Consider the following 21350-nt stretch of genomic DNA (forward strand, 5'->3'; position numbering starts at 1 on the left):
GTCGGACTGCGACCAGCCCGGCGTGTCCCTCGGCGACCGCGGCTGGATAGAAGCGGCGCTCGCCGCCGCGCTGCTGGCCGCCGCCGCTCTCGCGTGGACACGCCGGAAACACCACACCTCGCCTCGCTACGCGTCCCCGAACACCCTCGAGCACGGTCCGCAACCGCGCCTGCCCGCCGTCCTGGCCATCCTCCGGCGTGCGCTGCCCGACCTAACGCCGTCTTACGCCCCGGCCACCAGCAGCGATTCCGGCAACGCCTCACGGTCGATCGCGACTGCGGCCACCCTCGCGGCGGACCCAGATGCTGCCGCAGCTCACCCTCACACCGACCCCGATCCGGCCCTGACCGCGCCACCCCGCACCGGCACAACCGGGCCCCTGGCCGGCGCAGGCCCCGCCACAGACGCGCTGACCGGCCGATCGACCGGGGCTTGGCCGGCGTCGGGCCTCGGACTGACCGGACCGGCCGCGCAGGCAGCGGCGCGCGGGCTCCTGGTATCCACACTCACCGCCGCTACACCGGAGCAGGCCCACCACGGCCAGGTGATCGTGCCCTTGACCGTTCTGGCCGGCCTGCTGGATGACCAGGCGGCCCTCGTCGCGGACACGCCTGGCCTGATCGTCACCGAGACCCTCACCGACGCCCTCACCACGGTGGAGGAGCAGATTCTGCACCGCACCCGGGTCTGCGTCGCACGCGAGGCCGACACCATTCCCGCGCTACGCGACGCCCACCCGTCGACCGAAGCCCTACCCCCGCTGCTCCTCATCGCCGACGCCACCGCGGCACACGAACACGCCCGGACCGCCGCACTGCTCACCCAAGGACAACGACTCGACATCCACGGCGTCCTGCTCGGCCCCTGGCCCTACGGAGACACCGTCACCGTCGCCGGCGACGGGTTCACCACGTCCGCCGAACACAAGGAGCAGCAGGGCATCCACCCTCCAGAGGTCGGCCGATTGGCCGTAATGACCACCGCCGACACCCTCGACCTGCTCGCGACACTCACCGCCGCACACCAACCTTCGGCCGCGAAGAGCGGCAACGCGGACAGCGCCGCAAGAGAGCAATCTCGCCTGACCGCGAGCACCCCTGGTACAGCCGACGCCGGTGTACCAGCCGGTGCCGACGCCACGCCCCGGCTCACCGGCACCCTCGATACCACGACGACCGCCGAAACTTCCCACCGCTCGAGCGCCCCACCCACCGTCGCCGGACCATCGGGTGATCACGGCGGGCGGGTGAAGGTGCAGGTCCTCGGTGGCGCACACATCCTGGGCAGAGACACCAGCCTGCCGCTACGAGCGAAAGCCCTCGAACTGCTGGTCTACCTCACCGTCCATGACGGCGAAGCGACCCAGGACGCCATCCTCGACGACCTGCTACCCGACGCCCCCGCGTCGAAGGCACCCCACCGGCTGCACACCTACGTGTCCGCACTCCGCAAGGCCCTCGCCCACACCGGCGGCCCCGCCACCTACCTCACCCACACCACCCACCGATACACCCTCAACCGGCACACCATCGATACCGACCTGTGGCAGATGCGCGCCGCGCTCCGCGCCGTCGACCGAGCCACCACCGACACCGACCGGCTCACCGCGCTACGCCGCGCCGTTGACGCCTACCGTGGCAACCTCGCCGACGGATTCGACTACGAGTGGATCGAAGCCCATCGCGAAGGCATCCGACGTCAGGCACTCGACGCCCACCTCACCCTGGCCACCACCACACCAGATCCCAACGAAGCCCTCACCGTCATCCAGGCTGCCATCAGACACGACCCCTACGCTGAACCGCTGTACCAGCAGGCGATGCGAATCCACGCCGCGCTTGGACACGCCGACGCCATCCACGCCCTCCGCGAGGACCTCACCCGCCGCCTCGCCGACATCGACGCCCAACCGAGCGAGACCACCCTCGCCCTCGCCCACCGCCTCATCGCCGACCCGCGACCCCACCGACCCGCCGGACACCCGCGCCGCCGCGACCACGGACCCCGCTCATGACGGCACACTCCATCCCTGCGCCCGTGACGGCATCGACCGGTCTGCCCGCCGATACGACCTCGGCCGAGACCGTCGCGCCTGTCACCAGCGACAGCTCCGCCCCGCAACCCACCTCGTCCCTCGGCCAATCCCCGTCGTGGGAGACGATTCACCGGCCAGCGCATGTACGGACGCCCGCTGGCGTCCCGGTGGCCCGCGACGACCTCGACGCCGACGTACTCAAAGCAGTCAGGCACGCCGCCTGGACCCGGCAGACCTTCTACGCCCTCGTTCTGGCCGTAGCCCTCGTCGGACAGGTCACCGGCGCCGCCCAAACCCTCGACGTCCCGCTGATCATCGCGGTCCCCGCCGTCGCCACCCTCGAACTCGGCGGCGTCGTGCTCATGGCCGACGCCGACGTCAGACGCCGACTCGGCGAACGAGCCCTCGCCTCCCGCCTACTCTCGGCCACGATCGCCGTCGGCGCGGCGGCATTCAACTGGGCCGCCCACCCCGACCACCTCCTCGGCGGCTTCTACGCCGCCATGTCCGCCCTCGGATACCTCGTCTGGCTGATCCACGCCGGCAACCAACGCCGCGACCGGCTCCGCGCCACCGGCAACCTCCCGCCCACGCCACCGGCCTACGAGGTGATCGGGCACTGGCTCCGCCACCCCGCCATCACCCTCCGAGCCCGAACGATCGCCAAGGCAGACGGCCTCGACCTCTACGACTCCCTACGCCACGCCCGCGCCGCCGCCACCCGAGAACGCCGCAACGCCGCGATCGCGAAGGTGTTGCACCGCAAGATCCGCGCCACCCTGGACACCGCCACCGCCGACATCGCCGTCCGCGTGTATGACCTCGATGAGGTCGCCGCACGCCTCACCGCCACCGCCGACTACAACGAACTCACCGACCTCCTCGCCGCAGACATCACCCCGAAACGGATCATCACGGCTGAGAACGCCAGCTGCCGTCGCTGGTTGAACCGAGAAGGTCACGCCCCAACGTCTCGGGCACCTGATCCCCGGTCGTTTCCGCCGTCACCGTCCAGCCGGTTCACGGCAGCGGCAACGGCAGATGATGAGCGGCAGGTCTCGGATCCGGGTCCAGAGCGCAACCCAGTCCCCGATCCCAAGGACGACCACTCCCGGCAAGCCGAGAGCAGCGACGGCGTCTCACCACAAGCCGTGCCCGCAGAGAACGAAGCTGCTGGCGCGGAAGGCAGAGATGTTGCGGACGACGATGAGGTCTTGGACGTCCCCAGGGAAACCAGGGAAGCGGTGGCCTACTGGCTGCGCCGAGAACCAAACATCGAGCCTGAACGAATCGCCGAGAGGATCGGTAGATCGCTGCGCTCGGTCTACCGCTACCTACCACCGGACTACCCTCGGCGGCCGGGAATCGCCAGGGAACGGACACGGCGGCACCCGGCGTGATCGACAGAAGGACCAAAGTGAGTGAAGTCGACGGCCCCCGCGATGACCGACCCGACAAACGCGAAAGGGACCGGTCTCCTACTCAAGGCCCCCAGGTGGGCTGAGCGTCCACTCGTTCAGCCCACCTCGGACGCCGCCAATCCGGCTGCGGAACTCGCCGCGCATCGGCCGTCGGCAGAGGATCTGAGTACGGTACGTGGCCGGTGTAGGGTCGCCTGCACGAGTGGCGGCATCGTTGTACGGAGGCAGTGGTGGAACGTCGCGGCGACGATGCCCGCGGGATAGATCTGCGAACGGACCGGGCGCACGGCGCGCGAATCTACGACTACATCCTGGGCGGCAAGGACAACTTCGCCGCCGACCGCGAGGCCGGCGAGAGCTCGTTGCGGATCTGGCCCGCGTTGCGGGTCCACATGCAGGCCAACCGGTCCTTCATGCACCGGGTGGCGCGTTTCCTGGCCGCCGAGTGCGGCATCCGGCAGTTCCTCGACATCGGCACCGGGCTGCCGACATCACCGAATCTCCACGAGATCGTGCAGTCGGTCGACCCGACCGCACGTGTCGTCTACACCGACAACGACCCGCTCGTGCTCGCGCACGCCCGTGCGCTGATGGTCGGGACAGCACAGGGACGCACGGCCTACGTCGCGGCGGACATGCGCGACCCCCAATCGATCATCTCCGCGCCGGAGTTCCTGCGGACCCTCGACCTGAGCCAGCCGGTGGGGCTGCTGCTGATCGCGATCGTGCACTTCATCGAGGACGACGCGGAAGCACTACGGGTCGTACGACAGGTCCTGGACGTGCTGCCGGCGGGCAGCTACCTGGCGATGTCCATCGCCACCGACGAGTTCGACCCGATCCCGCTGGCCGAGGTCCAACGGCAGTACAACAGGCTCGGCGAGACCCTCGTCTTCCGCGACCGTGCCACGGCGCTGGGATTCTTCGACGGCCTCAGGTTAGTGGAACCGGGGCTGGTCCAGGTCCACAAGTGGCGTCCGGACGGGTCCGAGGCCCCACGAATCGCAGACAAGGACATCGCCATGTACGGGGCGGTCGCGCGTAAGGCATAGGCCTGTCTCATGGATTCATGGGTGTGGTCTCCGAAAATCAATTGAATGCGAGAGCCGGGCTGAGCGAACATTCGCTCAGCCCGGCTCCGGCGCTGCGGGCACGATGGAGAGGCCGAGTCGCGATAGTTAGGCCTTGGCCAGAGCGTCGACGGCTGCTTGGCCGATGAGGTCGATGCAGGTGGTGGGGCTGTCGACGCTGATGGTGGTGGTGTGGTCGTACACCCGCGGCGGCCAGCTTTCGTGGGCTGGTGCGAGCCACAGGACGGCGCAGCCGGTCCGGTGGAGGCGGGTGATGGTCGCTTGGCTTTCGTCAGGGTTGACGTAGTGGCCGTCAGAGACCACCACGAGCAGCCGTGCGGTGCCGGGGGCGGACAGGCGCAGGAGCCGGTCGGCTTCGGCGCAGGCTTCGACGAACCGTTCGGTGCTGGCGTCGGCTCGCATGTCGCGGACCTTGGCCGGGCGGCGGCCGGGTGGGATGAGCACGGTGATCCGGTCGCCGTAGGCGACGGTGGCGGTGGTGGCTCCGGCGCGGGTGGCGGCTTGGGAAATGATCCACGCTGCGGAGGACATGGGTTTCGCGAAGGCGGTCATCGACCCGGACGCGTCGATGAGGATGCCGATGGTCAGTTCGGGGTCGGGGACTGGTCGGCGGACGGTGCGTTGCCAGGGCTGGGCGGTGGGGATGGCGCCGCTGGCGCGTTGGGCGGCGAGGGTGACCGCGGCGCGGGTGCGCAGTCGTCCGGGAGGAGCGGTGCTGGGTTCGCGGGTGCGGGCGGGTTCGCGGTGGCGGGCGCGGCGTAGTAGGGCGGTGAGCCGGTTGGCGGCTTGGCGTTCGGCGTCGGCGGGGTCGCGTTCGGTCCAGGTGATCGGCACGTCGGTGTCGACGTGGATGCCGGGCATGTCGGTCCGGGGCCCGCCGGGTCCGGGTGCCGGCGTGTCGGCGGGGTTGTGCAGGATGGTGTCGAGGGCGGCGGCGATGGCCGCCGCGATCGCGCTGGTGGCCGCGTCGTCGACGGGTAGGCCAGGGCTGGTGGTGGGGTCGATGCCGAGCAGGCGGCACCAGCGTTCGCCGAGGTCGACCATCCGTGTGGTGTCGGTGTCGCCGACGGTCTGGGCCTCCCGCCAGATGCCGCGCAACCCCTTGAGCAGCTTGCGGCCGAGAACCTTCGTGATCAGGCGTCGCGGCGTGCGGACGTCGGCGGGGTAGAGGATCTTCGCGTCGACGCGGGCGAGAAGCAGTCCGGCGGCGTAGGCGGCGCTCCACAGGGTGTCGGTGGGGGTGTCGGCGGGGTCGATGATGGCGGTGATCGCGCGGCGTAGCCACCGCCGGTCGCGGGGTCGGGTGTCGCGGTAGCGCCGTTCGACGCGGGATTCCTCCAGCAGGAGCGCGGCCTCCCGAACGACGGGAGGCACGCCGGGCGGCGGATCCCACGCGGAGTGGATGACGTGGGCGCACTCGTGCAGCAGAACCCCGTAGGCGACAGGGGCCTTCGACCGGTGGGCGGTTCGGCGGGGGTCGGCGATCGTCGGGTCGGCGACGAGGTCGGCGTCGATGTGGATCTCGGCAGTGGCGGGGTAGCTGAAGCCGGGTGGGCCGCCGGCGGCCGGGGTGACGGTGACGCGGGCGTCGGGTCGGCTGGTGATCCGGGCGGCCTGCTTCGTCCAAGCTGCCGACCACGGATCCCAGGGTGACGCCGCCGGGGGCGAGGTCGTAGTGGCGGGGCTGGGCCCGGAGGTGCTCAGGTGCGCGGAGACGCTGGTCATGGCGGTTGCCTCACTTCTGCTTGCCGAGGGTGAGGGGCGTGATGGTGGTGCCGCGGTAGGCCCGTTGGAGGGCTTCGACGACGGCTGGGCGGTCGGGTTCGGGTGCGACTGCGGCGAGGTTGGCCACGGCGGCGGGCAGCCCGAGGCTGGCGGCGACGCGCTTGAACGCGAGCAGTTCGCGTAGCTGTGGTGCCCAGTCGATCTCGTGCTTGCGCATCCGCTGGTTGAGGGCGATCGCCGCGTCGATGGCGCCGTGGGGGACGCCGAGGGAGCGGGCGAGGTCGAAGTCGGTGGTGACCTCGATGTGCACGGCGAAGCGGGAAGCGAGGGCCTCGGTGAGGATCGCGCCGTGGACGCCGGGGTTGTGGCCGGCGCAGACGAAGAACCCGTCGGCGGCGGTCACAACCTCGTTGTGGTGGGCGGCGATGGTGATCGTCCCCCGGCCGTCCATCGCCGGGTAGAGGGCGGCCAGGACGCGGGGTGGGATGAGGGTGGCGTCGTCGATGAACAGGGCGCGTCCTTCGCGCATGGCGGTGACGAGGGGGCCGTAGGTGAACTCGAAGCCGCCGTCGGGCAGTGGCACGTAGTTGCCGACGAGGTCTTCGACGGTGGTGTCGCCGTGGCCGGCGACGGTGATCGCGTCGGTGTAGGCGGCCTCGATGAGGCTGGTCTTCCCCGTGCCGGGCGGTCCGTAGAGCAGGACCGGGATGTTGTCGCTTCGCAGCCGGCGCAGCACCCGCACGTCGGTGTCATCGCCGAGTTGGCGGGGCAGGTACCAGACCCCGTTGGGCCGCAGGACAGCGCCGGGACGAGGCGGGACCGGACCGGTCGGGGCAGGTGCCGGTGCGGCGGGCACCGCAGGCGTGCCGGTGGTGGCGGTGGGTGTGGGGGCGCGGCTGGCACCGGCTCCGGAGGCGAACGCGTCGATGCCGTCGGCGGTGATGGTGTACCGGCGTGGCGACCCGCCGGACATCGTCGCCCAGCCACGGTCGACGAGGCGGTTCAGCACGGAGCCGATCGCCCCCGAGGACCGGCCGGGCAGGTGCTTGCCGATGTCGCTGATGGAGAAGGCGCGGTGTGGTTCGGCCGCGAGCAGGGCCAGGACCGGCCCGAACATGGGGCGGGGCTTGGCCTTGGGCTTGGCGGGTCGAGCGGGCGAGGTCACCGGGCACCTCCGACGATGGCTACGGTCGGGGTGCAACCGATACCGGCGGTCCAGCAGGTGATCAAGTCGTCTGCGGGCAGCTGCGGTGCCGGCTGGTGGCCGGTCAGCGACCGGCGGACTGGCGTGCTCGGGTGTGGCATGAGGTGCTCCTTGGCGGTTGACGCCGCCGCGCGCCCCTTCCCGGGGTGCGCGGCGGCGTTGGTGGGCCACTGCGGGCGGGAAGAGCGCGCGTAGCCGTGCTCGGCTACGCGGAGCGATGTTCAGGTCAAGCGCCTACCGGTCGGGAAGGCGCGTCCGGGATCGGGAATCGCAGGCCGGCATTCGACCCGAGCAGGGTGCGTCGGTTCCTTGCCGGCCGCCTGTCTGCGGCGGTGGTGCCGGTGTCGGTGCGGCGTGGTCGGATCCGCGTCCTACGCCTGGTCGGGGTCGGGCAGGTCGCCGACGATCTGGTCGCAGGCGTACGGGTCGACGGCTTCCCAGCACCAGCTGTAGCCCATCACCACGTAGCGGCCGTCGTCGTCCGGGGTGATGCGGTCGATGGTTTCCGGGTCGTTGGACAGGACACGCTGGTCGGCGACGATGACGTCGCCGTCGAAGGACAGGTCGGCCAGGGCCTCGTCGATCCTGCGGTCCAGGTCGTTCTCCGGTACGCCTTGCTCGCGCAGGCTGTGGCGGTGCTGGTCGCGGTGCCGCCGTTGGTCGGCGACGATCGCCTCGGCCACCGGGCGGGTGCAGGAGGAGAACACGGCCCACCCGTTCCAGTGGTCGATCAGGGTGCCGACGAACCCCACCGCGATACGGTCGTCGCCGTCCGGGCCGACGGTGCGTGCCCACTCGCCGGAGAACACGCCGACATCGCCGACGCGGACCCGGTCGGGGTGCAGGTGGGACATGCCGCGGCCGGTGGGGCTGGCCGCGAGACGGCACAGTTGGGCGACGCGGTCGGTGGCGGCGGTGTCGAAGGCGTCGCGGTAGACGGCCACCGCCTCGTCACGCTCCTGGATACGCAGCCCGAACCAGCCGGAGACGTCGCCGGTGGCGTCGGCGAACAGCTCCCATCCGCTGGTGTCGACCGACTCCCCCGCCCATGTGACGTGGGGTAGGGCGTCGAGGACGGCGGGATCGCCGTCGCCGATGCCGGCCAGGATCCGGCGGGCGGCCAGGCGGGTGTCGCCGCCGGCCCTGGGGCCGATGGTGTTCTGGGCCCACCGGGCGGCGGCGGTGCGGCCGGCCTCGGCGCCGGCGGCGCGCATCCGCCGCAGCGCGGTGGCCCATCCGGTGGCCTCGCCGACCGGCCCGCCGGTCGGCTCCGGGGTGGTGGTGTGCTCGATGCGGTCGCCGGCGTCGAGGCACATCGACAGTGTCGAGCCGCTGTCCCAGGTGACCTCGACGGTGTTGTGCCGCTGGTCGTGGCGGCGGACGGTGCCGGTGTCGCCGGGCCGCAACAGGGTGTGCGGGTCGCTGGTGTGGACCAGGGTGACGCGCTGGCCGGGCTGGTAGATCATGGTGTTCTCCGATCGGTGCAGGGACAGGTCGCGGCCGGTCGGTGTCGGCCGCGTCGGGCGAGTGGGTTCATCGGGTGCGGTCCGTCGCGTCGCCCGTCGTGGGGGTGTGTGGTGGCCAGGGCTTGCGGACGAGGTGGTCGCCGAACATCGGGTCGGTGGCGAGCGAGGAGCCGCAGCGGGTGCAGCTAGTGGAGGTGTCGTGGCCGTAGCCGGCCATGGACGGCACTTCGACGTGGTCGATCTCGTCGACCGCGCCGCACACGGTGCACACCGTCATCTCCGGTCCGCCGTTGTCGAGGGCGGGTGCGGTGACGAACAGGTCCTCGACCGGGTCGAGGTGGTGGGCGCTGTGGCGCAGCCAGCGGCCGTGGACCGTCGCCTCGTACACCACCAGCCGCCGTTGGTCGAGGTGCAGCAGGTACAGCCACTCGTCGAACCCGTCGAGGTCCTCCCGCAGCGAGCCCCGGCGAGTCCTGCCGTCCTCGGTGACGGCCGGGTAGCCCAGTCCCGGTACGGGCGGATGCCGGTCCCAGCGCCGCGGCTTGGGGTTGACGGCGAGGCTCCACCAGTCGCGGGCCAGCAGCGCGGCGGCCATGGCGTCGGTGTAGCGGCCGAACGTGTCGGTCCAGATCCGGCGCAGCAGCGGCACCAGGACCTGCGGATCCTCGCCGAACTGGATACGGCGGGCGGTGTACCTACCGCGGAACGCGGCAACGCCGATCAGCGCGGGTGTACTCACGTACCTCTCCTCCTCAGGGATGTGTGGACAGGGGGTTGCGGCGGTCGCCCCTGCCGGGGATGGCCGCCGAGCTGGGTGGCCATGGGGCCGCTGGAGTCGCGTCAGGGCCTGGTGCGCAGCGGGGCGTTCTGCGCGGCCATGAAGGGCACCGGGTCGATCGCGCCGTTCGGGCTGGCATCGGCGTGGTGGTGCACCTCGTAGTGCAGGTGCGGGCCGGAGCTGTGGCCGGTGGAGCCGACGACGCCGATGGGCTGGCCGGCGGCGACCGGCTGCCCGAGCGTCACCATCGGGGGCCGGTCCATGTGGCAGTAGCGGGTGAGCAGGCCGCCCGGGTGGTCGATGTCGACGTACCAGCCGCACCCGCGCGTGAGAACGGGGTCGCCGTCGCGGTCGCAGCCCCATGCGGCGCCGGTGGCAGCGTGGACGGCGTCGCAGCGCACGGTGCGGACGGTCCCGGCGGACGCGGCGCGGATGATGGTGCCGCGCGGGGCGCCGAGGTCGACGCCGTCATGGCCGGGCCGGTCTGCGCTGCGGAACCCCGACCCGACAGGGGCGAGAACCGGCTGCGTCCACGGGCCTGCGGCCCCGCACCCGGCCAGGCCGTCGGTGGGTAGACCGGTGGTGTCGGCGATCGCGGCGACCAGCCGGGTGGCCGGTCCCTCCCATTTCGCGTAGGCGTCGGGGAAGGCGCTGACCTGCACGGCCTGGGCGGCCTCGGTGAGCGGCATGGCCTGCCAGCCGCTGACCGCGACCAGCTTGCCGAAAAACTTCTCCGACGCGTAGACGGGGTCCTGCAGCTGTGCGGGGGTGCCCCAGCCTTGGCTGGGGCGCTGCTGGAACAGGCCGACCGAGTCGCGGTCGCCGCCGGACAGGTTCCGCAGGGTGCTCTCCTGCATCGCGGTCGCGACCGCGACCACCCACCCGCGGGCGGGAACCGCGAGGCGGATGCCGGTGGTGACGATCGCGGCGGCGTTGCCGACCTGGTCGCCGTCCCAGTCACCGATCGCCGGCCACACCGTCGGCGGCGCCGACGCCGACGGCAAGGTAGACGGCGCTGCGGCGGGTGAGACAGACACGGGGATGCAGCCGGCGGCGGCGCTGCCGCCGCCGAGGACTCCCCCGAGACCACCGGCGCAGAGGATGACCACCGCGACAACCGCCACGGCGAGCGACACCAGGGCTCGAAGTGTCATCCCGTCCTCCGGCAGCCCATGGCGAGTCGATGCCTGGGGCGGGCCGGCGTGAGGGTGTGGCTGCCAGGCGCGGCGTGCCGCGGGAAGAGGCAAGCGGCGTGCGGGCGCCGGGCGGGTCTCTCCTCCGGCTCTGTCGGGTCGTGGAGGCGGTGGATGCCGACCGGGTCGCCGTCGCCGCCGTACACGGTGACGGTGCTGTCGGCGGGGTTGATCAGGTAGATCCACGAGGCGCCGAGGTCGACAGCACGGTGGAGGGGGAAGACGGTAGCCGGCTCCGGATCGGTGTCGCCGAGCGTCATCCCGATGCCCGCGACGGAGTTCTGGCCAGGCAACGATTGCGTGTCCGGGGTGATGTCGGACCGGAGGTAGGCCCAGTCGTAGGCGAGGACCGCCTCGATGAGGGCGTTGGTGTCGCGGCGTGTGGTGGCGGCCCAGATGCCACGCAGCTGCGGGATAAGCGACGAGGGACAGCCGTCGTGGATGTAGCGGGCGCGGACGATGGCCGGGCCGGCGGGGGCGTTGACTCCGACGTAGCAGGGTGTTCCCACGGTCTTGTCTCCTCGTGTTGACGAAGATGCGGATACGGCGACGACCGCGCTGGCGTCGAGGGCCGCGCGGTCGTCGGGTCGGTGAGGTTCGGGTGTTGGGCTACCGGGCGAGGACGGCGACCTTCTCGCCGTGCAGCAGCGGCGCGTCGTCGGGGCCCTTGAGGTGGGCGTGGATCCAGATCCGGTAGGCCTGCCCGTGCTTGTCGATCAGGCGGCGCCAGTGGCCGCGCACGACGAACCGGACCCGGTAGTGCCATTGGGTGTGGCCGTCGGCGGGTTCGGTCAGGGTGGAGGTGCGGCGCAGCATCACGACGCGGGTGTCGTGCACGACGTGGGCGCGGGCGGCGCGGCGGCGCGCGGGCCGGTCGAGCGGCGCTGAGGCGGTGACGCTGATGGGTTGGGCCTGGATGCGCCAGAACGTGTAGGCGATCGCCGCGCAGACGCTGGTGCGGGCGGTGGCGTCGGCGATGACGTATCGCCCGTCGGGGGCGGACTCCCAGTCGCGGTCGGGCTCGTCGATGTCCGGTTGCGCGATGGCGGGCACGGGTCTTGCGATCGGCAGCAGGTCGAGGTTCGTCAGCACGTATGGGCCGAGTCGTGACAGCAGGGTGGGGTCCTGGTGGGCGTAGTCCTGGATGCGGGCGGCGTGGGGGTCGTCGGGGTCGTCGCGGTGGGCCCAGCCGCAGATCAGCCAGGATCGCCCCTGGGGGGAGGTGATGGTGGCCCAGGTGATCGCGGCGATGCCGCTGACCTGGCCGGTCAGGGCGCGGTGGTAGATCGGTTCGGGCAGGTAGAGCACACCGGCGTCGGTGGGGGCCGCGTCGGCGGTGAGCAGGTCGCCGGTGAGGTCGAGGGCTTCGGCCGCCGCGGCGACGATGGCGGTCATGGCGGGGGCGAGCACGTAGGCCTCGCCCTGCGCCCATACCGTGCTGCTGGCGCGGTTGATCACGTCGGTGAGCCTGTGGTGGGCGGCGTCCTCGTCGTCGCCGTGGGTTGGCGCGAGGCCCGCCCAGTTGGTTTCGACGAAGGCTCGGGTGTACTCGCTGCCGTCGATGCTGGCGCAGTACTCGTGCATGCGGGTCTTCATGTCGACGGCGGCCCGCGCGTAGCCGGCGAGGGTGGTCTCGGTGCGGAAGGTCATGGGGTCCTCCTGATGGGGTTGGGGTGGTGTTCGGCGATCGCCGGGGCTAGGCGGCGGCCAGGGTCGCGCCGGGGACCCGGCGTGGTAGTCGCTGTGGGATCCGCGTTCGCAGGTGGGTGGTCGTGGCGGCGAGGCCGGTGGTGAACCAGCCGACGAACCCGCCGCGGTCGCGCGCGGGCCGCTGCGGGCCTGGTGCGTGGGCGATGGCCGGCTGCGGCAGGGGCGGCTTCGCTATCTGGGTTCGCGCGGCGCGCATCGCCCGTTGTGCCTGCCTGGCGGCCGCCGGGCACGGGCCGACCTGGTCGGTGCACTGCAGGTTGACGCAGCGGCCGTCGGGTCCGGGTTGGTGGGCGGTGAGGACGTCGACGGCCAGCCGCCACAGCAGGGGGTCGGTGACGTCGCTGGGCACGAGGGCCCGCTGGGAGGGGCGGGACCGGCTCCGGTCGAACATGCGGGTGACCTTCCGTCGGGTTCTCGGGCAGGGGGCATCGCCGGGTCGGGTCGGTGGTGTTGTGCCTGATGACCGGCTCGGCGATGACCACGACGATCGACGCTTATCTCTCGGGCAAGGTCAAGTCGCCTGCCTGAGGTGATGCGGTCGGCACGGTGGGAGCAGGGCCTACCGGGGTGCTCTTCAGGGTGGGCGTCGTGTCGACGCTCCGTGCTCAGGCCGTTCTCTGCGGCGGCGAGGGTGGGCTGGGGCGGCTGGTGGCTTGGACAAGGCGCACCAGCCCGGACTGGGCGGAGGCCTCGTCGCCGAGGTGCTCGTCGATGAAGACGATCGGGTGCTGTTCGCCGCGTAGCCGGGTGATCTGGTAGGCGCGGTGGTCGGCGTCGACTGCGTCGATGCGCCGGATCTCGTGGGGTTCGGCGGACTCGACGAGCACGTCCTCGTAGCAGACGGCCCAGGCCAGGAGCCGGAGTCCGGGGGTGGGTTCGGCGAGCAGCTCCGTGATCAGGTCGATGTCGAGGCAGGCGGCCAGGGTGGGCCGCCTGATGTGTGTGCCGGCGGCGAGTGTGGCGGCGAGGTCCGGGAGGAAGTCGGTGAGGCCGGCGCGGTAGCGGCTCATGCGGGCGTCGTTGAGCGGGAGGTGCGCGGCGCGTAGCTCGCGTCGCGTGCCGCTGGTCGCGGAGGGTGCGGGTCGGTCCTGGATGAGCAGCAGCAGCGGTGGGCGGCCCCAGCCGAGCTGGTCGGCGCGGGCCTCGACGTCCAGGAGGCATCCGGTCAGGGTGTGCACGGCGTTGAAGGACAACACGGTGATGAGCTCCTTGATCGACGGCGAGCCCCGCAGGCCGGGCGGCCTGCGGGGCTTGAGGAGGGAACGCTTGCGTTAAGAGCGGCGCTGGGTGTTACCGCAGGTCGCGGTAGCGGGTGATGAGGCCCGGTGGTGTGTCGTGGCTCGGGTCGTGGCCGTGGATGCCGCTGCGGGTGCGTTTGGCCAGGTACATGGCCTGGTCCGCGGCCTGCAGGAGGTCGCGGGGCAGCATGCCCGGCTCGGCGAGGGCGTGGCCGACGCTGGCGGTGACCGTCACCTGCTGACCCGCGATGTCGAACGGGGCGCCGCTGATGCGGTGGTGGGCCGCGTGGGCGGCGGTCTCGACGTCGGCCCGGTCCCCGTCGATGAGGAGGGCGAACTCGTCACCGGACAGGTGCGCGGCCAGGATCACCGGCGGCCCGAGGGTTTCGAGGCGGCGACCGACCTCGTACAGCAGGTCGTTGCCGTGCTCGTGGCCGTAGGTGTCGTTGACCTGCTTGAACCGGTCGAGGTCGATCAGGACGAGCCCGAGCGGTTCCCCGAGGGAGAAGATGGCTTCGAGGTGGGTGAGCAGGGCGCGCCGGTTCGGCAGGTCGGTGGTGTCGTGGTGCGTGGCCAGGTGGCGCCAGTGGGACCGGTCGTGTTCGACGGCGGCCAGCGTGTGTCGCTGCCGGTGGAGGATCTGCCGTTGCCAGGCGAGTAGGGCCGACGCGGCGGCGAGGCCGGCGAGGACTCCGCCGGCCGCGGTGAGGTAGGAGTGCAGGTGAGACACTTGACATCGCTCCTTGTCAGTGAAGGAGCACCGGGGTGGGCGTGAGCCGCCAAGTTCGACGCCCGCCCCGGGCTACCAGGGATGTGGGCGCCGGCTAGTCGCTGGTGGGCGCGAGTTGGAAGGTCGCCGGCCGGTCGGCGACCTGGACAGCGATGCCGACGGCGACGAGCTTGTGCACGGCGTTGACGACCGCGCCCGCGCTGGCCTTGGCCGAGCCGCTGCCCTCGTTGGCCTCGTCGATGGCCTTGCACAGCTGGCTGGTCTTGAACGGCTGGTCGGGGTGGGCTTCGAGCACGTCGCGGATGGCCCCGCGCAGGCTCCCCTTCGACCGGCGCGCCTGTGCCCCCGCCGCCGTGTCCGGGGCCTCGGCCTGACCACCCGCCGGTAGGTGGTCATGCGCGCTCGCCGGGTCGAGGTCGCGTCCGGGCTTCACCTCACCTGCCTCGACAGCGGCCGAGTGCTCGACGCTGACCGTCGTCACGGGCTCGCCGCCCTCGCCGGCAAGGTCGGGCGCGCGTGCCTCGCTCAGGCCGCCACCCGGCGGAGGGGACGTGTCCTGCGGCGGGGCCGGTGGATCCGCGGCGACCTGCGGCGCCGGCCGGCGCACCTCGTCTGGCGGGTTGCCGGTTGACTCCTCCTCCTCCGGTTCCGCCGCGACCGTGGTGTCCGTGTCCGTGTCCGCTGCCGGTGCGGGGGTACCACCCGGCTGCTCGGGGTTCCCGTGCGGGGCGCGGTCTGGTTCGAGGGTGTGGGGCGGGTCGTCGGTCGCGGTGGCCGGCGTGTCGATGCTGCCGGCCGTGCTCGCCGGCTGCCGCCAGAGGGTGCGGCCGTCGTCGGCGCGGAACGTTTCGGCTTGGCCGGCTTCCTCCAGCACGCGCAGCCGCTTGGTGGCCGTCGAGTACCCCACGCCGGCTCGCTGCGCGATCGCGGCGGCCGTGTCCTGTCCGAGTGCCGCCAGAGCGGCGGTCACCTTGTCGAGCGCGGTCGGGTTCGCGTTCTGCTCCGGTTCGTTGTCCATCCGTCCTCCTGTTGGTCGACCTGATTGGGTGACGTGCATCGATGCACGCTTCGACGGCGCCTCGTGATCAAGTGCGATGACCGGATCTCGGGACACCGTCGGCGCATGGCGGGCCACGGGCCCGCGCGGGCGGGCGGCGGTCTATGGCTGGCCGAAGGTCCGGTCGCAGCGGCGGGGATCGACAGGCCGCCACGGCAGGCCCCAGCCGATCCGGTAGCAACCATCGACGGGGCGCGCGAGGTGGACGCCACCGCCGAGGGACACCGGCCGGGCGATGGTGAGGACGTGCCCGTCGAAGTCGACGGTTCGCCAGTCACCGCCCACGTAGTTGGCCATCGCGGCAAACGTCTGAACGAGCGCGGTCACGGCCTCGTGGTCGAGGGTGAACTCGCAGGTCCCGTTCCACCAGCCGATCACGGTGCCGCGGTAGCCCTCGTAGTAGCGGTGGAAACCGGGGACCGGCTCGTAGCGCAGCCACCTGCCGGAGAACACCGCCGTGCTGCCCCGTGGCGGCTCGTAGTCAACAGCGGGCATCGGCCACCGCCCCTGAACCGTTCGCCAGCTTGGCCACCGAGTGGCAGTCGGATTCGCCGGCCACCTGCCGGTCGAGGCGGTCGCCGGCGATGCCACGCGGCAGGTGCCGTACCGGGCGGGCCAGGTGGGTTCCGGCGCAAGCGCGGACGAGGACCGCGTCCCGGCGGCGGGCCATCAGCGCCTCCTCAGGTCGGCGAGGATGGCCTGCCAGGCGGCGTGGGCGATGACGGCCGCCGGCCGGACCGTGCTCGTCGCGTCCAGGGGCACCGGCTGGCCGTCGACGGCGAGGCCGAATCCGGGCTCGCGCCACAGGTCGTCCCACATCACCCACCCAGACGGCCACCGTGTGGCCGGCGATGAGAAAGGAGCAGTACAGCGAGTGGGGTGCGTAGCCGTGCGGGTGTAGCCGTAGCAGGTACTCGGCGCTGTCGACGGCGCCGCCGACGGAGGTGGCGATGTCGGTGGCGATCTCCCGGCACCAGGTGACGACCACCGACTCGCCGGCGGTGCTCTCGGCTACGGGGATGGTGAGGAACTCGCCGGCCGGTCGCGGCGGCGCTGTGATGACTCGCATGTGCTTTGGGTCTCCCGTGCGGTAGAGGGGTGGGTCAGTGGTTGTCGCGGTGGGCGTCGCGGACCGTTTGGGGAATCGGGCCGTGTCTGCGGTGCGGCGGCAGCCCCAGGCGCTGCTGGTGGGCGGCCCAGAACTCGCGGACGTCCGCGTCGGCGCTACGGCCGCCGCGGGCCCCAGGATTGCGGCGGGCCGTAGGGCGCTTCGGCAGCCGGCGTCCGGCCGCCACGTATGGAGCGAGTGCCTCCCGCAGGCGCGCCAGGTTGTGCGCGGCGAGGTCGATCTCGTACTCCACGCCGTCGAGGGCGAAGCGGTAGGTGCCGACGTTGTCGGTGCTGTGGTCCAGGTCGTCGGTGACGACGACGGTCGTCCTGGTTGCCATCAGAGGGTTCTCCTTGCCGTGGGTATGGCGATGGCCCCGACGCCAGGCGCGGCGTCGGGGCAGCGGTCATCGGGTTGGTAGGGCGTCTCACCCGCCGGCGCCGGCGCTGGCGGGTGTCGGTGTTGTCCCTGCACCGTCGATGAGGACGTGGTGAGTTCACCGCGTTGTCAGAGCGGGATCAGTGCGCTGCGGGCAGGTAGGGGAAGAGGCGTCCGGTGACGCGGCAGGCCCACCCGTCGGGGCTGGCCCGCATCGGGGACCCGCAGCAGAACGGCGGCCGCCGGGCAGGTGAGGCGGTCAGTGTCGTCACCGGGTGGTGGTAGTGCCACCACGGGGTGAGGCCGAGTTTCTCGGCGGCGGTCACGGTGCTGTAGAGCTGGGCGGCGCGTATGTCACCATCGGTCATGCGTCGGCGCAGCTCCCGCCACCACCGGGCGGGGTCGTCACGTAGCAGCTGCGGCCGGTCGTCGCGGTAGCGCTGCCCGGACAGGGTCTCGTAGATCCAGTCGTTGATCCTCGGGCCCATCCGGGCCGCCCGGAGTTCCTCGCCGCAGTCGCAGGCGTACCGCTGCTCTGGCCAGGCGGTGAGGTCACCATTCGGGTGGCATACCGGCTGCGGCGATGACCGGGAACGGGCTTCGGACATCGGTGCGGGTCCTCTCTTCGGAGACGTCCCCGGGCACGGCCGTGCGGCCGTGCCCGGGCGCGGCTCGCGCTTGTTCGGCCGGGCGTCGGCCGTTGGCATTGGTGCGGACAGGGCCCCAGCGGCGGCTGTGGGCGGTGCACCCTGTGAGCTGTTACTGGGTGCGCAGGATCGCGTCGGCCCGAGCGAAGAGCCGGTCGGCGAGGCTCTCCAGCGGCACCGGGCCGGTGCTGCGGTACGGCGTCGCGGCGTGCCAACCCGATGCTGGCTCAGTCGTCAGCGCGGTCCAGGTCATCGCGGAGGTGAAGACCTCGACGAGCGCGTAGCTCTGGTGTTGGTGGGCGTCGCGGTGGATCCGGACCCGCAGGAGGGCGTCGCTGGTTCGGCGGATCTCGGTGAGGTCGTAGCCCTGCCGGTGCTCGCCGAAGGTGCGCTCGACCTGCCGTCCGTTGGGCGGGGGCGTGGTGGCGGTGCCGTCCCGGCCGTGGCTGGTCACGGCTGGTTCTGCGGCAGGTCGAGGCCGGCGGCGTGGTACGAGGCCTTGCCGAGGTTCAGCGCGGCGTGGCGCAGCGCGTCGCTGGCCTGGGTCAGCGCCGCGTGCAGCGCCGTGACGTGTGTGGTGTCGCCTCCCGTGGTGTCGTGGGGTGCGGCGTGCTCGGCGGCCTGCCGCAGGCTGGTGTGGAAGCTGTGGGTTAGGTGGGTCAGCGAGGTGGTCAGGTCGGCGAGGTCCTGGGGCGTCGCGATGGCGGCGGGCCGGGCGGGGCCGAGGCAGTTCGACAGGTAGATGGTGAGGGTGCCGAGGATCCGGGTCGCGGTGCGGGTCAGATCCGGGCTGAAGCCGGCCTCGTTCCCGAAGGCCGTACCGATCAGCTCGGCCAGGCGCGAGGGCGAAGGCTCGTGGGTGTCGGGCGGCGCGGGCGCGACGTGGGCGGTCGGCGGCTCGTGATCGGCGTCGGTGGTGGGGATGTCGTTGTCCGCCTGCCCACAGTGCTCGGTGGCGGTCAGGGCGGTGAGCTTGCGGGTATCGGACCAGGCGACACCGGTCGTGCGCGCTGCCTGGGCGCAGGCGTCGGCGGCCTCTTGGAGCCACGCGTGGATGTCGTCGGCGGTGTCGATGACCTCGCCGTGGATGTCGCTGTTGTCGGTGAGGCCGGTGAACTGCGGCTGGCGGGCCTGGTCGAGGACGTGGGAGCCGGTCTGTGCGTGGATTCGAGCGCGCAGCCGGTTGGTGCGGTGCAGGTGCCCGACGAGGAACGCGACTTCGATGGGCGTGGGCAGGGCCATCAGGGCGCTGAAGGGTCCGGTGGCGGTGTGCAGCCAGCGGTGCAGGTGCTCGGCGGCGGTGACGGCGCTGCCCAGGCGGGCGGGGTCGTAGGGGCCGCCGATCGTGAACAACTCGCTCATCGCGTCGAGCCAGGCGCTGGCCTGGCTGTCGGCAGGGAGTCCGTCCTCGACGAACACCGCCTGCGAGCGCCTGCCGTTCGTGTCGAAGCAGATGGGGGTGTTGTCGGTGAGGTGCCACCACCAGTTGTGGCTGCGGTAGGCGCTGGTCCAGCCCTGGGCGGGCTGGTCTGCCACCGGCTCGGCGCAGGCGGGGCAGATCGGGATTCGGATCATGGTGTTTCGTCCCTTCGGACAGGGTGATGACGGCGAACCGGGATGGGTCGCCGTGGGCTCTGTGGGCGCGATCGGGGTACCGGTGGCCTGCCGGGCGATGTCGTCGCGGTCGTGGAAGAGGGATAAGCGGCCGTGTCGCCAGCCGGTGGCGCGGCCGGTGTCCCTGCCGTGGGCGGCCGGCGGGTTCTAATCAGGTGATGCCTCAGGTGTGGCATCGGGAGTGCGAACGGGCTGGCCTTGCCGTCGAGGTGATGATGGGGCCAGGGTGACGTGGCCGCTTGACCGACGGCGTGTGTACGGGATGGCGGCTGCTTGATCGCTGGTTCCAGGAAGTGTCAGTGAGGGGTGTGGAAGCGGCCTCGGCCGACACCGGGGATGACGGTGTCGTCGACGTAGTCGATGACGAAGGTGTGCCAGCCGGCGTCGACGCCGCACTGAATGAGGTGGAGCAGGTCGCCCTCCGGCTGGCGCAGGGGGATGTCCCCGAGGCTGCCCGGGCGCAGCCGCCGGTGGTGCTCGCCGGTGAGTTCGCCGGCCAGCACCGGGGTGTCCTGCCAGCCCAGCAGGCTGTAGGTGACGGGGCGCAGGCGATGGCGCTCTGCGGTGTGGATGCTGTCGCCGGTCAGGTAGATCCGGGCGAACTCGTCGTGGGACAGCCGCAGCGCCGGTGGCGCCGCTGGGGGTGCCTCGCGGCGGTGGGCGCGGACGCAGGCGTCGGCGAGTTGCTCGACCTCGTCGAGCAGGAACATGACGCGACCCATCAGGAGCGCTCCTTCCTGTCAGTTTCGGTCAGAGCGCGACCGCGAGCAGCCGCTGGTCAGGGTCGATCGTGGTGAGCAGAAGGTTGGCCTGTTCGAGGTAGGTCACCCGGTCGGCCATGGCGTCACTGGCCGGGGCCACCTTCGCGCCGTCGGCGGTGATGAACGCGTCGCCGGTGACCGCGGTCAGGGCGCTGTGGTGCTGGTAGGCCATGCAACCGGCCTGGTACATCTCCAGCTCGTCGAGGGCGATCCGTCCGGCGCCGTGGGTGGCGGCGTTGTGCATGCGGATCGCGTTGACCCGGGGCTGGTGGTGGAAGTCCGCCACGGCCGCCTTCCACGGGTACGCGTCCGGGTCCGCTAGGTGGCGGGCCTCGTAGACGTGCCACGGGGTGGCGTTGCGGGTGCCGTGCACGGCCCTGCTGAACACCTGGTGGCGGATGGCCGCCCCCACGCCGGCGGCCTGGCGCATGCCGTCGAGGTCGAGCAGCCGCACCGGCCCGCCGGCGCAGCAGGCCGGGCGGCCCTTGCGGAGGCTGATCATCTGCCGGTGGTGCCACAGGCGCAGGTCGGGGTTGGCCCAGAACCGGGGCGACAGGGTGCCCCGGACGCCGAAGTTGCGGTCGAGCTGGTGCGCGGTCAGCGCCTCGCGGGGCAACTCGTCCGGGACGCAGAGGATCATGGTGCGGATCGTGGCTGTCGGCGTGACAGCCGGCGTAAGGGTCACCTTGCGAGGCGTCTTGGGCATGGAGCTGTCCTCCTTCGTGTGGGCGCGTCAGGACGCGCGGAGATGACCGGCCCGCTGGGTACGCGGGTCGGCGGGAGAAGAGGTGTGGTGCGGGGTGGTGGGTGCGACCTGGGGTCGCCGCGCGGCGCGGTGCCGACCGGCCCGGACAGGGCGGGTGAGCGGAGCGCACCGGTGGGTGCGGCGGTGGTTCCGAGGTGGGACCGAACCGGGGTGGAGATGTAGGGGTGCTATTGGTGCCGTGAACGGTAGCGGCCTGTTCTGTCAGGCCGGTCCGGCTACGTAATCAGCCGGCAGCGGGGTTGACCTGCACTGTGAGACGTTCCAGCCTGTGGTGAGCCGTCGTCGGCGGGGACCGTGTGAGGCTCCGGGCCTCCCACAAATGATCTTGTTCGCTGACAGGCGCGAGCCGCGGTCGACCTCTCTGCGGAGGTGGATACTCGGGCTTGCGCGGCGCTGCGGCCTTCTACCGATAGTTGGGCCGCGACCGA

The 21350-nt window shown here is 71.8% G+C and carries 23 protein-coding genes; 3 read left to right on the forward strand and 20 right to left on the reverse strand.

Features of this window, described 5'->3' with window-relative positions; all coding sequences use genetic code 11:
• The first annotated feature begins 544 nt into the window (after positions 1–544).
• The 3 genes from E1258_RS01235 to E1258_RS01245 all read left to right on the forward strand — a co-directional run bounded on the left by E1258_RS01235 (position 545) and on the right by E1258_RS01245 (position 4508).
• Positions 545–2014 (forward strand): BTAD domain-containing putative transcriptional regulator, encoded by a 1470-nt coding sequence (locus E1258_RS01235; protein WP_132396005.1) that lies wholly within the window; start codon positions 545–547, stop codon positions 2012–2014.
• 188 nt (positions 2015–2202) lie between these two features.
• The gene (locus E1258_RS01240; protein ID WP_243715104.1) at positions 2203–3435 is read left to right on the forward strand and encodes a hypothetical protein; all 1233 of its coding nucleotides are present in this window, start codon (positions 2203–2205) and stop codon (positions 3433–3435) included.
• Positions 3436–3686: 251 nt separating this feature from the next.
• Positions 3687–4508, forward strand: coding sequence for an SAM-dependent methyltransferase (locus tag E1258_RS01245; protein WP_165949595.1), 822 nt, complete (start codon positions 3687–3689; stop codon positions 4506–4508).
• A 126-nt stretch (positions 4509–4634) separates the two neighbouring features.
• Here the strand turns inward: E1258_RS01245 and E1258_RS01250 are convergent, their stop codons facing one another.
• The 20 genes from E1258_RS01250 to E1258_RS01340 form a co-directional block, all read right to left on the reverse strand.
• On the reverse strand, positions 4635–6272 hold the full coding sequence (locus E1258_RS01250; RefSeq protein ID WP_132396009.1) for a VWA domain-containing protein: 1638 nt from the start codon (positions 6270–6272) through the stop codon (positions 4635–4637).
• A gap of 10 nt (positions 6273–6282) precedes the next feature.
• Complete coding sequence (locus E1258_RS01255) at positions 6283–7437, reverse strand: AAA family ATPase (protein ID WP_371688547.1); 1155 nt, start codon at positions 7435–7437, stop codon at positions 6283–6285.
• A gap of 410 nt (positions 7438–7847) precedes the next feature.
• A complete protein-coding gene (locus E1258_RS01260; RefSeq protein ID WP_132396011.1) occupies positions 7848–8942 on the reverse strand; it encodes a DUF4314 domain-containing protein in 1095 nt (364 codons plus the stop codon).
• A 67-nt stretch (positions 8943–9009) separates the two neighbouring features.
• Positions 9010–9681: a hypothetical protein gene (locus E1258_RS01265; protein ID WP_132396013.1), complete on the reverse strand. Its 672-nt coding sequence runs from the start codon at positions 9679–9681 to the stop codon at positions 9010–9012.
• A 101-nt stretch (positions 9682–9782) separates the two neighbouring features.
• Positions 9783–10874, reverse strand: a complete 1092-nt coding sequence (locus E1258_RS01270; protein WP_132396015.1) for a M23 family metallopeptidase — start codon at positions 10872–10874, stop codon at positions 9783–9785.
• Positions 10871–11422, reverse strand: coding sequence for a hypothetical protein (locus E1258_RS01275; protein ID WP_243715105.1), 552 nt, complete (start codon positions 11420–11422; stop codon positions 10871–10873). The genes E1258_RS01270 and E1258_RS01275 overlap by 4 nt, the downstream gene beginning before the upstream one ends.
• A 100-nt stretch (positions 11423–11522) precedes the next feature.
• Positions 11523–12563, reverse strand: a complete 1041-nt coding sequence (locus E1258_RS01280; protein WP_132396017.1) for a hypothetical protein — start codon at positions 12561–12563, stop codon at positions 11523–11525.
• Between the two features lie 46 nt (positions 12564–12609).
• On the reverse strand, positions 12610–13014 hold the full coding sequence (locus tag E1258_RS01285; protein WP_132396019.1) for a hypothetical protein: 405 nt from the start codon (positions 13012–13014) through the stop codon (positions 12610–12612).
• Between the two features lie 214 nt (positions 13015–13228).
• Positions 13229–13819, reverse strand: coding sequence for a hypothetical protein (locus tag E1258_RS01290; RefSeq protein WP_132396021.1), 591 nt, complete (start codon positions 13817–13819; stop codon positions 13229–13231).
• Between the two features lie 94 nt (positions 13820–13913).
• Complete coding sequence (locus E1258_RS01295; protein WP_132396023.1) at positions 13914–14591, reverse strand: GGDEF domain-containing protein; 678 nt, start codon at positions 14589–14591, stop codon at positions 13914–13916.
• 94 nt (positions 14592–14685) lie between these two features.
• A complete protein-coding gene (locus E1258_RS01300; protein ID WP_132396025.1) occupies positions 14686–15609 on the reverse strand; it encodes a winged helix-turn-helix domain-containing protein in 924 nt (307 codons plus the stop codon).
• 141 nt (positions 15610–15750) lie between these two features.
• Complete coding sequence (locus E1258_RS01305; RefSeq protein ID WP_132396027.1) at positions 15751–16143, reverse strand: hypothetical protein; 393 nt, start codon at positions 16141–16143, stop codon at positions 15751–15753.
• Positions 16130–16318: a hypothetical protein gene (locus tag E1258_RS01310; protein ID WP_132396029.1), complete on the reverse strand. Its 189-nt coding sequence runs from the start codon at positions 16316–16318 to the stop codon at positions 16130–16132. Before E1258_RS01310 ends, E1258_RS01305 begins: the two co-directional genes overlap by 14 nt.
• The gene (locus tag E1258_RS32985) at positions 16318–16467 is read right to left on the reverse strand and encodes a hypothetical protein (protein ID WP_165949596.1); all 150 of its coding nucleotides are present in this window, start codon (positions 16465–16467) and stop codon (positions 16318–16320) included. The genes E1258_RS01310 and E1258_RS32985 overlap by 1 nt, the downstream gene beginning before the upstream one ends.
• Positions 16468–16751: 284 nt before the next feature.
• A complete protein-coding gene (locus E1258_RS01315; protein WP_132396031.1) occupies positions 16752–17096 on the reverse strand; it encodes an Lsr2 family protein in 345 nt (114 codons plus the stop codon).
• Positions 17097–17274: 178 nt separating this feature from the next.
• The gene (locus tag E1258_RS01320; protein WP_132396033.1) at positions 17275–17742 is read right to left on the reverse strand and encodes a hypothetical protein; all 468 of its coding nucleotides are present in this window, start codon (positions 17740–17742) and stop codon (positions 17275–17277) included.
• 151 nt (positions 17743–17893) lie between these two features.
• Positions 17894–18235: a hypothetical protein gene (locus E1258_RS01325; protein WP_132396035.1), complete on the reverse strand. Its 342-nt coding sequence runs from the start codon at positions 18233–18235 to the stop codon at positions 17894–17896.
• Entirely contained in the window at positions 18232–19356 is a 1125-nt protein-coding gene (locus E1258_RS01330) for a hypothetical protein (RefSeq protein ID WP_132396037.1), read from the reverse strand. Before E1258_RS01330 ends, E1258_RS01325 begins: the two co-directional genes overlap by 4 nt.
• Positions 19357–19691: 335 nt before the next feature.
• On the reverse strand, positions 19692–20117 hold the full coding sequence (locus E1258_RS01335; RefSeq protein ID WP_132396039.1) for a hypothetical protein: 426 nt from the start codon (positions 20115–20117) through the stop codon (positions 19692–19694).
• Positions 20118–20145: 28 nt separating this feature from the next.
• Positions 20146–20862 carry a hypothetical protein gene (locus E1258_RS01340; RefSeq protein ID WP_132396041.1) on the reverse strand — a complete coding sequence of 239 codons (717 nt, stop codon included), beginning with the start codon at positions 20860–20862 and terminating at the stop codon, positions 20146–20148.
• Between the last annotated feature and the right edge of the window lie 488 nt (positions 20863–21350).

It is taken from the genome of Micromonospora sp. KC207, from assembly GCF_004348615.1.
GTDB lineage: Bacteria > Actinomycetota > Actinomycetes > Mycobacteriales > Micromonosporaceae > Micromonospora.

Coding starts and splice junctions, on each gene's coding strand:
- E1258_RS01250 (WP_132396009.1), bottom strand. CDS start 6,272: ATGACCAGCGTCTCCGCGCACCTGAGCACCTCCGGGCCCAGCCCCGCC.
- E1258_RS01310 (WP_132396029.1), bottom strand. CDS start 16,318: ATGGCCCGCCGCCGGGACGCGGTCCTCGTCCGCGCTTGCGCCGGAACC.
- E1258_RS01280 (WP_132396017.1), bottom strand. CDS start 12,563: ATGACCTTCCGCACCGAGACCACCCTCGCCGGCTACGCGCGGGCCGCC.
- E1258_RS01320 (WP_132396033.1), bottom strand. CDS start 17,742: ATGTCCGAAGCCCGTTCCCGGTCATCGCCGCAGCCGGTATGCCACCCG.
- E1258_RS01315 (WP_132396031.1), bottom strand. CDS start 17,096: ATGGCAACCAGGACGACCGTCGTCGTCACCGACGACCTGGACCACAGC.
- E1258_RS01340 (WP_132396041.1), bottom strand. CDS start 20,862: ATGCCCAAGACGCCTCGCAAGGTGACCCTTACGCCGGCTGTCACGCCG.
- E1258_RS01335 (WP_132396039.1), bottom strand. CDS start 20,117: ATGGGTCGCGTCATGTTCCTGCTCGACGAGGTCGAGCAACTCGCCGAC.
- E1258_RS01330 (WP_132396037.1), bottom strand. CDS start 19,356: ATGATCCGAATCCCGATCTGCCCCGCCTGCGCCGAGCCGGTGGCAGAC.
- E1258_RS01300 (WP_132396025.1), bottom strand. CDS start 15,609: ATGGACAACGAACCGGAGCAGAACGCGAACCCGACCGCGCTCGACAAG.
- E1258_RS01260 (WP_132396011.1), bottom strand. CDS start 8,942: ATGATCTACCAGCCCGGCCAGCGCGTCACCCTGGTCCACACCAGCGAC.
- E1258_RS01285 (WP_132396019.1), bottom strand. CDS start 13,014: ATGTTCGACCGGAGCCGGTCCCGCCCCTCCCAGCGGGCCCTCGTGCCC.
- E1258_RS01305 (WP_132396027.1), bottom strand. CDS start 16,143: ATGCCCGCTGTTGACTACGAGCCGCCACGGGGCAGCACGGCGGTGTTC.
- E1258_RS01270 (WP_132396015.1), bottom strand. CDS start 10,874: ATGACACTTCGAGCCCTGGTGTCGCTCGCCGTGGCGGTTGTCGCGGTG.
- E1258_RS32985 (WP_165949596.1), bottom strand. CDS start 16,467: ATGTGGGACGACCTGTGGCGCGAGCCCGGATTCGGCCTCGCCGTCGAC.